This is a genomic window from Polaromonas sp. P1_F6, assembly GCF_056405695.1.
The window spans coordinates 533,473-546,939 of the sequence record NZ_JBFUBQ010000003.1 but is presented as its reverse complement, the minus strand read 5'-3'; the positions used below and the strand labels follow the sequence as shown (position 1 = coordinate 546,939).

14 protein-coding genes are annotated in these 13,467 nt (G+C 61.5%); 8 read left to right on the top strand and 6 right to left on the bottom strand.

Translation table 11 applies throughout. The annotated features are described in order from the left end of the window. Positions 1–6 precede the first annotated feature (6 nt). The 4 genes from tldD to rodA all read right to left on the bottom strand — a co-directional run bounded on the left by tldD (position 7) and on the right by rodA (position 4,916). The gene (tldD, locus tag AC1DY9_RS12185; protein WP_477666632.1) at positions 7–1,530 is read right to left on the bottom strand and encodes a metalloprotease TldD; all 1,524 of its coding nucleotides are present in this window, start codon (positions 1,528–1,530) and stop codon (positions 7–9) included. 139 nt (positions 1,531–1,669) lie between these two features. Further along, complete coding sequence (locus AC1DY9_RS12180) at positions 1,670–3,427, bottom strand: tetratricopeptide repeat protein (RefSeq protein WP_477666631.1); 1,758 nt, start codon at positions 3,425–3,427, stop codon at positions 1,670–1,672. A gap of 21 nt (positions 3,428–3,448) precedes the next feature. Further along, positions 3,449–3,748, bottom strand: coding sequence for a hypothetical protein (locus AC1DY9_RS12175; RefSeq protein WP_457281081.1), 300 nt, complete (start codon positions 3,746–3,748; stop codon positions 3,449–3,451). A 13-nt stretch (positions 3,749–3,761) separates the two neighbouring features. Beyond that, a complete protein-coding gene (gene rodA, locus AC1DY9_RS12170; protein ID WP_457281082.1) occupies positions 3,762–4,916 on the bottom strand; it encodes a rod shape-determining protein RodA in 1,155 nt (384 codons plus the stop codon). 206 nt (positions 4,917–5,122) lie between these two features. Here rodA and AC1DY9_RS12165 point away from each other — a divergent pair, with 206 nt between their 5' ends. The 8 genes from AC1DY9_RS12165 to ruvC all read left to right on the top strand — a co-directional run bounded on the left by AC1DY9_RS12165 (position 5,123) and on the right by ruvC (position 12,637). Beyond that, positions 5,123–5,719, top strand: coding sequence for a YqiA/YcfP family alpha/beta fold hydrolase (locus tag AC1DY9_RS12165; RefSeq protein ID WP_477666630.1), 597 nt, complete (start codon positions 5,123–5,125; stop codon positions 5,717–5,719). A 66-nt stretch (positions 5,720–5,785) separates the two neighbouring features. Then, positions 5,786–7,846 (top strand): ribonuclease catalytic domain-containing protein, encoded by a 2,061-nt coding sequence (locus tag AC1DY9_RS12160; RefSeq protein ID WP_457281084.1) that lies wholly within the window; start codon positions 5,786–5,788, stop codon positions 7,844–7,846. Positions 7,847–7,884: 38 nt separating this feature from the next. Beyond that, positions 7,885–8,733, top strand: coding sequence for an energy transducer TonB (locus tag AC1DY9_RS12155; protein WP_457281085.1), 849 nt, complete (start codon positions 7,885–7,887; stop codon positions 8,731–8,733). Positions 8,734–8,781: 48 nt separating this feature from the next. Further along, entirely contained in the window at positions 8,782–9,621 is an 840-nt protein-coding gene (gene aroE / locus AC1DY9_RS12150; protein ID WP_477666629.1) for a shikimate dehydrogenase, read from the top strand. Between the two features lie 13 nt (positions 9,622–9,634). Further along, a complete protein-coding gene (locus AC1DY9_RS12145; RefSeq protein WP_457281087.1) occupies positions 9,635–10,384 on the top strand; it encodes a transglycosylase domain-containing protein in 750 nt (249 codons plus the stop codon). Between the two features lie 29 nt (positions 10,385–10,413). Further along, positions 10,414–11,046 (top strand): lysophospholipid acyltransferase family protein, encoded by a 633-nt coding sequence (locus tag AC1DY9_RS12140; protein WP_457281088.1) that lies wholly within the window; start codon positions 10,414–10,416, stop codon positions 11,044–11,046. A 19-nt stretch (positions 11,047–11,065) separates the two neighbouring features. Next, positions 11,066–12,046, top strand: a complete 981-nt coding sequence (locus AC1DY9_RS12135; protein ID WP_457281089.1) for a phosphatidate cytidylyltransferase — start codon at positions 11,066–11,068, stop codon at positions 12,044–12,046. Between the two features lie 42 nt (positions 12,047–12,088). Beyond that, positions 12,089–12,637: a crossover junction endodeoxyribonuclease RuvC gene (gene ruvC, locus AC1DY9_RS12130; protein ID WP_477666628.1), complete on the top strand. Its 549-nt coding sequence runs from the start codon at positions 12,089–12,091 to the stop codon at positions 12,635–12,637. Between the two features lie 18 nt (positions 12,638–12,655). On the opposite strand, the gene AC1DY9_RS12125 is transcribed toward ruvC, so the two are convergent. Both AC1DY9_RS12125 and AC1DY9_RS12120 read right to left on the bottom strand, forming a co-directional pair. Further along, entirely contained in the window at positions 12,656–13,084 is a 429-nt protein-coding gene (locus tag AC1DY9_RS12125; RefSeq protein ID WP_477666627.1) for a hypothetical protein, read from the bottom strand. A 197-nt stretch (positions 13,085–13,281) separates the two neighbouring features. After that, the gene (locus AC1DY9_RS12120; RefSeq protein WP_457281092.1) at positions 13,282–13,458 is read right to left on the bottom strand and encodes a hypothetical protein; all 177 of its coding nucleotides are present in this window, start codon (positions 13,456–13,458) and stop codon (positions 13,282–13,284) included. Positions 13,459–13,467 lie beyond the last annotated feature (9 nt).

Here is a 13,467-nt window from a genome sequence, read left to right as displayed (position 1 = left end):
GCTGGATCAGGCCGTCCCGCCCACTGTCAGGCCGTCGATACGCAGCGTTGGCTGCCCCACGCCCACCGGAACGCTCTGGCCTTCCTTGCCGCAGGTGCCGACGCCGCTGTCCAGCGCCATGTCATTGCCCATCATGGTGACGCGGGTCAACGCGTCCGGGCCGTTGCCGACAATCGTCGCGCCCTTGACGGGATACAGGATCTTGCCGTTTTCGACCCAGAAGGCTTCGCTGGCCGAAAACACGAACTTGCCGGAGGTGATGTCGACCTGGCCGCCGCCGAAGTTGGTGGCGTAGAGGCCTTTTTTGATGCTGGCCACGATTTCTTCGGGCTGCTTGTCGCCGCCCAGCATGTAGGTGTTGGTCATGCGGGGCATGGGCACATGGGCGTAGCTTTCGCGGCGGCCGTTGCCCGTGGGCTTGACCTTCATCAGGCGCGCATTGAGCGAATCCTGGATGTAGCCCTTCAGGATGCCGTCTTCAATCAGCACGTTGCGCTGGCTGGCGTTGCCTTCGTCGTCCACGTTCAGCGAGCCGCGGCGATCCGCAATTGTGCCGTCATCCAGCACCGTCACGCCCTTGGCTGCCACGCGCTGGCCGATCTTGCCAGAAAACGCGCTGGAGCCCTTGCGGTTGAAATCGCCTTCCAGACCGTGGCCGATGGCTTCGTGCAGCAGGATGCCGGGCCAGCCGGAACCCAGCACCACCGTCATTTCGCCGGCTGGCGCGGGGCGAGCATCCAGGTTGGTCAGTGCCGCTTTCACAGCGTCGTTCACATATTCGGTAATCTGGGCGTCGTCAAAGTAGGCCAGGCCAAAACGCCCGCCGCCGCCACCCGAGCCGACTTCGCGCCGGCCTTTTTGCTCGGCGATCACCGTCACACTCAGACGCACCAGCGGGCGCACATCGGCGGCCAGCGTGCCGTCGGCGCGCGCCACCATCACCACGTCGTATTCGCTGGCCAGCCCGGCCATCACCTGCACGATGCGCGGATCCTTGGCTTTGGCGAGCTTTTCGACTTTCTCCAGCAACTGAACCTTGGCAGTGCTGTCCAGCGTGGCGATCGGGTCCAGGCCCTGGTAGAGCGAGCGGCTGCCGGCCACCTTGCGGACGGCCGTCTTGACGCGGGCAGCCTTGCCGCCGGCAGAAATGCTGCGCACCGTGCGTGCCGCATCCAGCAGCGACGCCTCGGAAATGTCATCGGAGTAGGCAAAAGCGGTCTTTTCGCCACTGACAGCGCGCACGCCCACGCCCTGGTCAATGCTGAAGGAACCGGTTTTCACGATGCCTTCTTCCAGGCTCCAGCCTTCGCTGCGGGTGTACTGAAAGTAGAGATCGGCATCATCGGCACCGTGGGAGGTGATCTCGCCCAGCGCGCGGCTCAGATGCGCCTGCGTGAGGCCGAAAGGCGCCAGCAGCAGCTTTTCGGCAATCTCCAGCCGTCCGGATGTGGACTCCGTGGTCGGCCGCGCAGCGGACGAGACAGTGGATTTGTTGGCGGTGGAAGCGGGCGTGGAGCGAAGGAAGGTCATGCGGCCATTGTAGGCAGTCTGCCCTGCCCCGTCAGGGCCCGTGCACAGGCCGGTACGAGGCCCAGGGCTTTGCCCGCCGAGTTCCGGCCGTCGCAAGGCAAGTCGCGGTCATGATGCCTTGCGCGGGCCCTCAGTGAACTCAGGCAATTAGCGGCTGGTAACGCATTGACAGCGCTTCGCGCACCTGCTCCAGGGGTTGACGCCAGTCCCCAGCCGTGGCCTGGCGAAATAACCTTGCACTCGGATACCAGGGGCTATCGCTTCTCTCCAGCAGCCAACGCCAGTCGGGGATGTAGGGAACCAGAATCCATACCGGTTTACCCATAGCACCCGCAAGGTGTGCCACGCTGGTATCCGACGTGACGACCAGATCAAGTGAGTCGATCACCGCCGCCGTATCGGCGAAAGTCTTCAGCGCCTCGCCCGGACGGAGGATGTGAGGTTGCGTCTTCATGACAGGAATGTCCACTTCACGAAGCACGGGTTGAAGGCATATCGCCGGCATTCCGTCGGGCAGGGCTTGCAGAAATTCCGCAAGTCGCAGAGAGCGTAGCCGGTCGCGCTTCTGTTTGGCGTTGCCGGACCAGACAATGCCCACCCGAGGGGTAGCCGATCCAGCCATGGCAGCAAGCCGCTGTTGCCAGGCCGCCTTTTTATCGGGATCGGCTTTCAAATAAGACAAGCTCGCCGGCACAAACCCGGTCCGATGATGCCCCAGGGCCAATGGAAGGCTCATCAAGGGGCAATAGCAATCAAACGGCGGCAAGGGCTCATGCTCCTCCAGAACGCGGGTCACCCCTGGAAGAGTACCCATCAGCTCTTTAAGTCCCGCCTGCACCTGAAGCACCACGTGCGCGCCCAGCGCGGCCACTTCCGTGGCGTATCTGCAAAACTGGATGGTGTCCCCAAACCCCTGTTCACACGAGAGCAGGATCGTTTGACCGGCGATGACCTCTCCACCGAGCCAAAGAGGCTTGGCAAAGACCTTGCGCTCTTTCACATCTTTTTCTTTCGCGCTCCTGAGCCGCCACTCGTATTCCGTCCAGCCCGTTGCATAGTCGCCATGCAGCAGGGCGCCAAAACCGAGATTGAAATGGGCAGCAAAATGCCCGGAGTCCAGCTCAAGGGCTGTCCGGTAGCATTTGATGGAGTCATCATGGAAGCCCTGTTCACCCAAAGAAATACCGAGGTGAACCAGCGTATTTGCGTCCCCTGGATTGAGATCCAGTGCCCGCCGCATCAACGGAATCGCCCGTGCGAAATCTCCCGCGGCCTCGTACGCGGCCCCCAGGTTGCTCATGAATTGGGCGTTCTCCGGCTCCAGCGCAAGGGCTTTTTCGTAGGGCGCTATCGCCTTGAGCGGCAAATTCTGGGCGCTGTACAGGTTTCCCAGATTGCAGAGAAGCCCGACTGATTCGGGAAATCGGCGAATGCCTTCCTGCATGATCTCTTCCGCCTCTGTCATCTGCTCATGTTGAAAGAGTTCATAGCCCAATTCACGATAGGCCGGTTCAAACTCTGGCGCAAGCAGCACAACCTTCTTGAATCGGTGAATGGCCTGAGATACGTTTGCCTCCCGCTGTGCGAGCGTTCCCAACATGAAATGCGCGTCATGCTGTGTGGGATCCAGACTTACGGCCTGTTCAAGTGCCGCCTTGGCTTCCAGAAGGTGACCCTGCTCACTTAATACATATCCGAGATTGATCAATGCGAAGACATCTTCCGGATCGGCCTTCGTTGCCTCGCCGTAGCACAAAGCCGCCTCATAAAGCTTGCCTTCTGCCAACAAGGCATTGCCATTCTTTTTGAGTTCAGCGCAACGATCCTTGTCAGGCGCACCAACGCTGGCTACCGCGCTCGACGAGGTCGGCAGGATTTTTTTCAAAAGTCCGAACATACTGCCCCAAAAACCGAAAAACTACAGCTGCAAGGAAAGCCACCGCGTCAAATCGTCGGCATAGGCATCATTAACGCCGCGGTCTTTCAATGTCCACAAAAAGGCATTACCCAGCTTGGCTTTTTGGTAGGTATTGAGTTTGTTGGCCCGTTTAAAGGCAGCGAGTTCATGCGACATCTTTATCAGCGTTTTTTCTGCTTTTTCCGCAAATTTCTTTTCTTTCACCGACTCTTTGGCCGGCAGCTCGCGGATCACGAGTTCCGCCAGCGAAATGCCGCACTGACTTGCGGCCCGTGTATCAAACCAGTCAAAAAACCCCATATGAACCTCCTTGTTAGCTCTGCACCAAGCGCTTGGCCTTGGCGATCGACATCAGCATGCCGATGGCCAGTCCCAGCGTCACCATGGCCGTGCCGCCATAGCTGATGAAAGGCAGCGGCACGCCCACCACGGGCAGGATGCCGCTGACCATGCCCATATTGACGAAAGCATAGGTGAAAAAGATCATGGTCAGCGCACCGGCCAGCAGGCGCGAAAACAGGGTCGATGCCTCCAGCGCAATGGCCAGTCCGCGCAAAATCAGGAAGATGAATGCAGCAATCAACAACAGATTGCCCAACAGACCGAACTCTTCGGAGTACGCCGCGAAGATGAAGTCGGTGGTGCGCTCGGGAATGAACTCCAGGTGTGTCTGCGTTCCGGCCATAAAGCCCTTGCCGGTGATGCCGCCCGAGCCGATGGCGATCATGCCCTGGATGATGTGAAAGCCCTTGCCCAGCGGATCGCGCGACGGGTCGAGCAGCGTGCAGATGCGCTGCTGCTGGTAGTCGTGCAGGATGGGCCAGCGCACGCCGTCGGCGCAGATTTGCGGCTCGAACCACACCACGAGGAACACGCCAATGAGGCCCAGCAGCACCGGCGGCAGGATCAGCTTCCAGCTCAGCCCGGCAAAAAAGATCACCGCGAGCCCCGCGGCCAGCACCAGCAGGGAGGTTCCCAGATCAGGCTGCTTCATGATGAGCCCGACCGGAACGACCAGCAACAGCCCGGCGGCCAGGAAGTCCAGCGGGCGCAACTGGCCTTCGCGCTTCTGGAACCACCAGGCCAGCATCAGCGGCATGGCAATTTTCAGGATTTCGCTGGGCTGGATCACCACGCCCACATTGAGCCAGCGCCGCGCGCCCTTTTTGGTGACGCCGAAAATCGCCACCGCCACCAGCAAGGCCACGCCGGCGATGTACAGCGGCACGGCAAACGCCATCAGGCGCTGGGGTGGAACCTGGGCCACCACAAACATGATGGCGCCGGCAATCAGCATGTTGCGGCCATGGTCAACAAACCGGGTGCCGTGGTCATACCCTGACGAATACATGATCAGGAGGCCTGCACAGGCCAGCAAAAACACCGCAAACGCCAGCAGGCCGTCAAAGCCCTGGAGCAAAGGCAAGGTTCGCTGATAAAGGGAGGGTTTGTCGAAAACGGCGGCCATGCGCGGATTATCCGTCAGCCTTGAAGCCGAAAACGCGTGGCCGGGCATCCCGCGAAAGCGGGCATTGCTATCAATTACATAGCTGCTTGCGCCCGGCCTGATTGACCAAAAACCCTGTTTCACTTAAAACCGGCATCAAACACCGCGAAACCCGGGAAATCGGCTCCGGCAAAACCTGGGGGTGGCCGGCCCGTCTAACATGCGGCATGCGCACCACCCACCTGCTCTATCTCCACGGATTTCGCTCGTCCCCGCAATCCGTGAAGGCCCGGAAAATGGCCGCTGCCGTGCAGCAGCGCCATCCCGCCGTTCACTGGTGGTGCCCGCAGCTGCCGCCTTCGCCGCACGCCGCGCTGCAGGTGGTGAAGGACGAAATTGCCGGTTGGCCCGGCAAGTCGGGCTACCAAAGCATGGGCGTGATCGGCTCTTCGCTGGGCGGCTTTTACGCCACTGCGGTGGCCGAACAGGCTGGGTGCAAGGCCGTGCTGCTCAACCCGGCCGTGGAGCCGGCGCGCGACCTCGCCCGCTACATCGGCGAGCAAACGGCCTGGCACAACCCGCAAGAGCACTTTTTCTTCGAGCCCCGCTTTGTGGATGAGCTGAAAGCGCAGCACGCCGGGCCGCTGAAAGCGCCGCAAAACTACCTCGCCATCATTGCCAAAGGGGATGAAGTGCTGGACTGGCGTGAAATGACGGCCCGTTATGCGGGCGCTCACATCCGGCTGCTGGAAGGCGGTGACCATGCACTGAGCGACTTTGACCGGCATCTGCCGACCATCCTCGACTTCCTGGCATTGGCCTGAAATCTCTCTGAAGCAGCCCTGATTACACTAGTCCCAAGTCATCAAAGACACCAAAGGGATCCCGTTTTGTTTGTATTGTTTGAAGAAGCCGGCAAGTTCCTGGCCGGCCGCATTTTGTCCGAGAGCGATGCGTCGCTGCAGGTTGAGCTCGACTCGGGCAAGCGTGTGAAGGTCAAGGGCGTTAATGCCCTGCTGAAGTTTGAAAAGCCATCCCCTGCCGAGATGGTGGCCGCCGGCCAAAAGCTGAGCCACGATATTGAGCTGGATCTGGCCTGGGAATTCGCCAGCGAAGACGAATTCGGCTTTGCCGACCTGGCGCGCGATTACTTCAGCGCCGACGGCAAAGCCGCCTCGCTGGAGCAACAGGCCGCCGCGCTCTTTCGCCTGTATGACGCGCCGCACTACTTTCGCCGTGCCGGCAAGGGCCGCTTCAAGAAGGCACCGGCGGAAATCCTGCAGCAGGCGTTGGCCGCCATCGAAAAGAAAAAGCAGGTCGCAGCGCAAATCACCGCCTGGGCCGAAGAACTGGGCCGCGGCGAATGCCCGGCGCCGGTGCGCGATCAGCTTTACAAAATCCTCTTCAAGCCCGACAAGAACAGCGCCGAATACAAGGCAGTCGTCGAAGCCTCGCGCGCCACGCACACCGCGCCGCTCGATTTGCTGCAAAAGGCCGGTGCCATCGCTTCGCCTTACCAGTTTCACTGGAAGCGCTTTTTGTTTGAGAACTTCCCCAAGGGCACGGGCTTTCCGGCGCTGCAAGCGCCTGAAGTCAAGGACGAGCTGCCGCTGGCCGATGTGAAGGCTTTCTCCATCGACGACTCAGCCACTACCGAGATCGACGATGCGCTGTCCGTGCAGGGCCTGGGCAGCGGCACTGTCACGCTTGGCATCCACATCGCCGCGCCAGGCCTGGCCGTATTGCCCGGCAGCCCGATCGACACCGTGGGCCGCGCGCGGCTTTCCACCGTGTACATGCCCGGCTACAAGCTGACCATGCTGCCGGATGAAATCGTCAAAAGCTACACGCTGCAGGAAGGCCGCAACTGCCCTGCGCTGTCGCTGTACCTCACGCTGGATGAGGCCACACTCGAAATCAAGGAAAGCGCCACCCGACTGGAGCTGGTGCCCATCGTCAGCAACCTGCGCCACGACGTGCTGGACAGCACCTTCACCGAGGCTTTTTTTGAAACCGCGCAAAGCAATCCGCCTACCGGCGTGCAATGGGGTGTGGAGCTGACCTTTCTGCACCGGTTGGCCAAACATCTGAAGGCGCAGCGCGAAATCGTGCGCGGCAAGCCAGAAAACTTCAACCGGCCAGACTACAACTTCAGGCTGGACAACCCCACAGGCGCCGAGCCCCAGGGCAACGAGACGGTCAGCATCAGTACGCGCCAGCGCGGCGCACCGCTGGATTTGATCGTGGCCGAGGCCATGATCCTGGCGAACAGCACCTGGGGCGAGTGGCTGGCCGCGCACGGCGTGCCTGGCATTTACCGCAGCCAGGCCAGCCTCTTGCCCGGCGTGAAAGTGCGCATGGGCACCAAGGCCCTGCCGCATGCGGGCATCGGCGTCAAAAGCTATGCCTGGAGCACTTCGCCACTGCGCCGCTACACCGACCTGGTCAACCAGTGGCAAATCATTGCCTGCGCACGCCATGGCCGCACGGCGGCACTGGCTGCGCCGTTCAAGCCCAAGGACGCCGAGCTGTTTTCCATCATCTCGGGCTTTGATGCCGCCTACAGCGCCTACAACGGTTTCCAGGCCGGCATCGAGCGCTACTGGACACTCAAATACCTGCAGCAGAACAGCCTCACCGAGCTGACCGCCACCGCCTTCAAGGACAACCTGGTGCGCGCCGACGAGTTGCCGCTGGTGCTGCCGGCCGCCGGTGCGCAGGGCCTGCCGCGTGGCGCGAAAGTGCGTATAAAGCTGGGCGAGATCGACGAGATCACACTGGATATTTCCGGCACAGTGGTCGAGCGGCTGGACGTGGAGATGGATGAGTCTCCTGATCCGCTGGGCGAGGAGGATGGCGAGTCCGAGATGGCCGCCGGCCCGATCTCGATTGCAGTCGATGTCAATGAGCCACAAACCGATGCCGCTGTGGCGGCTCCGGTCGCCGGTTAACACCGCAATACGCTCATAAACACCGATAATCTCTTCCTGTGAAGTCACCAAGCACACTGCAAATCGCCCTGGGCGCCTCCATCGCCTTTCATGCGGTGTTGCTGACGGCGCGTTTTGTTGATCCGGACCGCTTCAACCGCGTCTTTCAGGACACGCCGCTGGAAGTAATCCTGGTCAACGCCAAGTCCAACGAAAAGCCTGACTTTGCCAAAGCCATCGCGCAGGCCTCGCTGGCCGGTGGTGGCGAGATGGAAAAAGGCCGCGCCACCTCCCCCTTGCCGCCTTCGGCCCTGATGGAGCTGGGCGACGCCACCGAAGACGCCCAGCGCAAGGTCGATTCTCTGCAGGAGCAGCAAACCCAGTTGCTCGCGCAAATCAAAAAGCAGCTGGCCTCCATGCCACCGCCCGACCCAACACAGCCCGCCAACAACCCGGCGCAGGCCGAGCGCGAGGAAAAACGCAAGCAGCTCGTCAAGATCCTGGCGGAAATCGAGCGGCGCATCAACGAAGAAAACGCACGGCCGAAAAAGCGCTACATCAGCCCGGCCACACGTGAAGAGGTCTACGCCGTTTATTACGACGAACTGCGCCGCAAGATTGAAGACAAGGGGACGGTGAACTTCCCCGAGCTGGCCGGCAAAAAACTGTACGGTGAACTCACGATGATTGTGACGGTGAATTTTGACGGCAGCGTGATCGACACGGAAGTCGTGCAGACCTCGGGCAACCTGACGCTGGACCGGCGTGCGCAAAGCATCGTGCGCGGCACCGGGCCTTTCGGCAAGTTCAGCGATGCGATGCGCAGCAAGGCGGACCAGATCGTGGTGGTGTCGCGCTTCAAGTTCACGCGCGATGACACGCTTGAAACCAAACTCACCAGCCGCTAGCCCCGACTGCTGCTTTCAGCCCCACGCACATGAACACCCGGCCCCGCCATGGATAAATACTACGTCCTGGGCAACCCGATCGCGCACAGCAAGTCTCCGTTGATTCACGCACGATTTGCCGAGCTCACGGGGCAATCCCTGCAGTACGAACGCCTGCTGGTGCCGCTGGAGGCGTTCGGCGCCACACTGGCTGAACTGGTACGGGGCGGCGTAAAAGGCTGCAACGTCACCGTGCCTTTCAAGCTGCAAGCTTTTGAAGCCGCAAGCACACGGACCGACAGGGCGCAATTGGCCCAGGCCGCCAACACGTTGGTGCTGCAAGGCGGCGCCATCCACGCCGACAACACCGACGGCGTAGGCCTGGTGAACGACATCCAGAACAACGCCGGTGTTTCGCTGGCCGGGCGCGACGTGCTGCTGATCGGAGCGGGGGGTGCCGGTGCCGGCGCGCTGGCCGCCCTGCTGGGGGCCGGGCCACGCCGTCTGGTGCTGGTCAACCGCACGCGGGCGAAAGCCGACGTGCTGGTGGCACGGCACCGGACACACTCGTCCATGCAAGGTTTGCTACAAAAAACGGAGCTGCTCGCGCACGACTTACAAGGGTTGCAGGGCTATTTCGATGTAATTGTCAATGCCAGCGCAAGCAGCCTGGCGGGCGCGGGTGTGCCGGTTCCGGCGAGCGTACTCAAGCCCGGCGCGCTGGCCTGCGACATGATGTACGGCCCCCCAGCTGCGGGCTTCATGGCCTGGGCCCGGGAAAACGGCGCGACGCCGCGCGACGGGCTGGGCATGCTGGTGGAGCAAGCCGCCGAGGCCTTCGCGCTGTGGCGCGGGGTTCGTCCGCCCTCTGCCCAGGTATTGCGGGAAATGCGGGCGCAGCTGGCATGAAGGCACGCACGCCATGAAAGCGCTCTTCAGACTCATCGGCCTCGGGCTGCTGGCAGGTCTGGCGCTGCAACTGTTTTTTGTGGCGCGCATTGCCATGATGGCCGTGGTGGACCCGGAATCCACCGCTTTTCAGCGCTCGGAAGCCTACCTGGTAGTTCGCAACACCGGATCCCTCAAATGGCGGCAGCAATGGGTGCCTTACGACGACCTGCCGGACAACCTCAAGCGTGCGGTAATCGCATCGGAAGACGCCAGCTTCGCCGAGCATGACGGCGTGGACATGGAGGCACTTGAGAAAGCCTGGGACAAAAACGCCAAGGCCGAGCTGCGCGCCGCACAGTCCGCCAGCCGCCTGGCTCCCGCCAAGGCAACGGCGACACCCGCCAGACCGGTGAAAATCATTGGCGGCTCTACCATTACCCAGCAGCTCGCCAAAAATCTTTTCCTGTCGGGTGAGCGCACGCTGCTCCGCAAAGGCCAGGAGCTGGTGCTGACGCTGCTGCTCGAAGCCCTGCTCGGCAAGGAGCGCATTCTGGAGATTTACCTCAACAGCGTGGAGTGGGGCGAAGGCATTTTTGGCGCCGAGGCCGCAGCGCAGCATTACTATCGCAAGCCTGCGTCAAAACTGAGCGCCTATGAATCCGCGCGGCTGGCCGTCATGCTGCCGCGCCCCAAATATTTTGAAACGCGGCCCGGCTCGGGCTACCTGGCTTCGCGCGCCAGCACCATCACGGCCCGCATGGGCGGTGTGGAACTGCCCTGAATGCTGAACAGCAAAAAGGGCCGAACCCCATGAACGACAAATTTTCTCCCATCCTGGCCAAGCTGATGGGGCTTTTCCTGCTGGGGCTGATCCGCACGCTGACCGGTGCACAGGCCCGCTGGCAAGGCTGCCCGCCCAAGGCGGAACAGCGTATTTATTTTGCCAACCACCAGAGCCATGCCGACCTGGTGCTGATGTGGGCGGCGCTGCCGGAAGAGCTTCGCAGCATCACGCGGCCGATCGCCGCGAAAGACTACTGGACCAAAACGCCTTTCAAGAAATGGATCACCACGGCGGTCTTCAATGCGATTTACGTGGACCGTGCCAAGACCGGCGACCAGGACCCGCTGGAGCCGCTGATCGAGGCCCTGACCAGCGGTGACTCGATCATCCTCTTTCCGGAAGGCACACGCGGCAACCACGAAGAGCCGCAAAAATTCAAGGCGGGCCTGTACAACCTGGCACTCAAATTCCCGCAGGTGGTGCTGGTGCCGGCCTGGATCAACAATGTGCAGCGCGTCATGCCCAAGGGGGAAGTCGTGCCGGTGCCCATTCTCTGTTCGGTCACCTTCGGCGCGCCGATTGCGCTGGGTGCCGGGGAAGACCGGGGCGAATTCCTGACGCGTGCGCGCCAGGCCGTCATGGATCTCAGGGAAACCTGACACAAGGCCTGGAATCCTGATGAACACCTTTTTGCGCAACCTTTCTCCCTCACACCAGGTCGGCCTGCTGTTCGTGCTGGTGTTCGGCATCCTGACACTCATCAGTGTGGCCGCCTTCGTGATGTCGCTGAAGGACACCCATGAAGACGACCTGCACACCCAGAAGCTGAAAGAATTCAACGGCCTGCTGCGCACCTCGTGGTTCATGTCCACGGTGTTCTGGATCGGCTGGACGCTGGGAGAAACCGTGGCGACCGTGCTGTTCGGCATGGTCGCCTTTTTTGCGCTGCGCGAGTTCATCACGCTTTCACCCACCCGGCAGGGTGACCACCGCAGTCTGGTGCTGGCTTTTTTTGTCGTGCTGCCGGTGCAGTTTGCACTGGTCATCACGCGGCACTTTGACCTGGTGACCGTGTTCATTCCGGTCTACGTGTTCCTGGCGATCCCGGTGGTCAGCGCGCTGGCCGACGACCCGCACCGTTTCCTCGAACGCAACGCCAAGCTGCAATGGGGCATCATGGTCTGCGTCTACGGCATCAGCCATGTGCCTGCCCTGCTGCTGCTGAAGTTTCCCAACTACCAGGGCAAAAACGCCTTTCTGGTGTTCTTCCTGGTGTTTGTAGTGCAAAGCTGCATGATCGTCCAGCACCTGGTGGGCCGCAAACTGCAACGGCCGGGCAGCGCGCCCAATGTCAGCAAGAGCTTTAACTGGACCAGCTGGTTGATCGCCGTCGTTGGGGCCAGCCTGCTGGGCGGCCTGCTCGCGGGCCTCACGCCCTTCAAGCCGGCGCAGGCGGTGGCCATGGCCTTCATTGCCTGCGTATCAGGCTCGCTCGGGCACCTGGTGATGAAAGCCCTCAAGCGTGATCGCGGTATTCCCAACTGGGGGAACCGCGGCGTGGGCGTCACCGGTGCCAGCGGCCTGCTGGACCGCGTGGATGCGCTGTGCTTTGGCGCACCCATATTTTTTCATTCAGTTAGATGGTATTTTGGCCTGTAACCCAATGAAACCATGCGCGAGCAGCTATCAAATGTATAGCATATGAGAATCCTCGGCATCGACCCCGGCCTGCAGGTCGCAGGTTTTGGCGTGATCGACATGGACGGCCAGCATCTGCGTTATGTGGCCAGCGGCACCATCAAGACCACGCATATGGAACGCAGCGATTTGCCGGGCCGGCTGAAGGTGCTGTTCGAGGGCGTGTGCGAAGTGGTGGAGCGCTACCAGCCCGATGCGGCCTCTGTCGAAATCGTCTTTGTGAACGTCAACCCGCAGGCGACGCTGCTGCTGGGCCAGGCGCGCGGGGCCTGCATCACGGCCCTGGTCTCGCGCCAGCTGACAGTGGCCGAATACACGGCGCTACAGCTCAAAAAGGCGGTTGCGGGCTATGGCAAGGCGGGCAAGGCCGAGGTGCAGGAGATGGTGATGCGCCTGCTGAAGCTGCCCTCCCTGCCCGGCAAAGACGCGGCCGATGCGCTGGGGCTGGCGATTACCCACGCCCATGTCGGCACCGCGATGCAGAGGCTGGCTGCGGCGGCGGGAACCGGCGCAAAACCTGCGGGAAGCTACCGGGACGGACGAAGCCGTTAGATCGCGGTGATCTGCGCCTTAGCGGCCGCGGTATTCAGCGACCACCTCATCCAATGAGGGGTTCGACTTGGCTTTTCCGCGCACCAGCACTATGGGCAGTTCGCCACTCATGATGGACGAGATGCGCTGGGCGTCGGCGGCATCGCCACTTGTCACGGTGAAGCTGATACTGTGGGTGCGGGTAACCGGAATCCCCTTGCCCGAAAGTTGCTCGGCCAGGCTATTTGCGCGCTGGGCCGCCTCTTCCGGGCAATCCTCGGCGGCAATAACCTGTACCGCATTGGAAGCGGTACTGCTCGTTCCGGGCAACGCCACAAATCCATTTGAACCTGAGCTTCCCGCAGAGCCAGTTGAGGCCACCACCGGCTGGCCCTCACGGTGTTTGGTCCAGTATTGATACCCAAAACCAGCAAGGCCGAGCACGATAAGGACTTTGATGAAGCTCATGGGTCATCTCCGGGAGTTATGCCGGGGGGCAGGTCATCGAACACCACAGGCGCATGCACACGGCGCCTCAGCGTTACCGCCCGGTGCAGGGGCAAATCGTTATGAGCGAACTATAGCGGTAAGGACCATAAAACGGACCAGCCGACAATCGCCAACAGGCAGCGGCTGGGCCGCCATCGCAGTCACGATGGCTGACGCTATGCCAGACGCTCAAGTACCAATACGCCGAAAAAGCCAAACGCGGCGATCAGCGTCCACTTGAGAATGGTGAGCCCGAACTGCTTGAACCGTGGCTGCCCAGTACCGGCGTAAAACATGAACGACACCACCGCGGCCAGCAAAAACAGCAGGATGAGCCAGCGAAACAGCAGCATGGCGTGTTC

What these genes read in the sequence shown, in the direction of transcription:
- AC1DY9_RS12120 (WP_457281092.1), bottom strand. Translation starts at nt 13,458, where the DNA reads ATGCTGCTGTTTCGCTGGCTCATCCTGCTGTTTTTGCTGGCCGCGGTG.
- AC1DY9_RS12180 (WP_477666631.1), bottom strand. Translation starts at nt 3,427, where the DNA reads ATGTTCGGACTTTTGAAAAAAATCCTGCCGACCTCGTCGAGCGCGGTA.
- AC1DY9_RS12145 (WP_457281087.1), top strand. Translation starts at nt 9,635, where the DNA reads ATGAAAGCGCTCTTCAGACTCATCGGCCTCGGGCTGCTGGCAGGTCTG.
- rodA (WP_457281082.1), bottom strand. Translation starts at nt 4,916, where the DNA reads ATGGCCGCCGTTTTCGACAAACCCTCCCTTTATCAGCGAACCTTGCCT.
- AC1DY9_RS12165 (WP_477666630.1), top strand. Translation starts at nt 5,123, where the DNA reads ATGCGCACCACCCACCTGCTCTATCTCCACGGATTTCGCTCGTCCCCG.
- AC1DY9_RS12140 (WP_457281088.1), top strand. Translation starts at nt 10,414, where the DNA reads ATGAACGACAAATTTTCTCCCATCCTGGCCAAGCTGATGGGGCTTTTC.
- tldD (WP_477666632.1), bottom strand. Translation starts at nt 1,530, where the DNA reads ATGACCTTCCTTCGCTCCACGCCCGCTTCCACCGCCAACAAATCCACT.
- aroE (WP_477666629.1), top strand. Translation starts at nt 8,782, where the DNA reads ATGGATAAATACTACGTCCTGGGCAACCCGATCGCGCACAGCAAGTCT.
- AC1DY9_RS12175 (WP_457281081.1), bottom strand. Translation starts at nt 3,748, where the DNA reads ATGGGGTTTTTTGACTGGTTTGATACACGGGCCGCAAGTCAGTGCGGC.
- ruvC (WP_477666628.1), top strand. Translation starts at nt 12,089, where the DNA reads ATGAGAATCCTCGGCATCGACCCCGGCCTGCAGGTCGCAGGTTTTGGC.
- AC1DY9_RS12125 (WP_477666627.1), bottom strand. Translation starts at nt 13,084, where the DNA reads ATGAGCTTCATCAAAGTCCTTATCGTGCTCGGCCTTGCTGGTTTTGGG.
- AC1DY9_RS12135 (WP_457281089.1), top strand. Translation starts at nt 11,066, where the DNA reads ATGAACACCTTTTTGCGCAACCTTTCTCCCTCACACCAGGTCGGCCTG.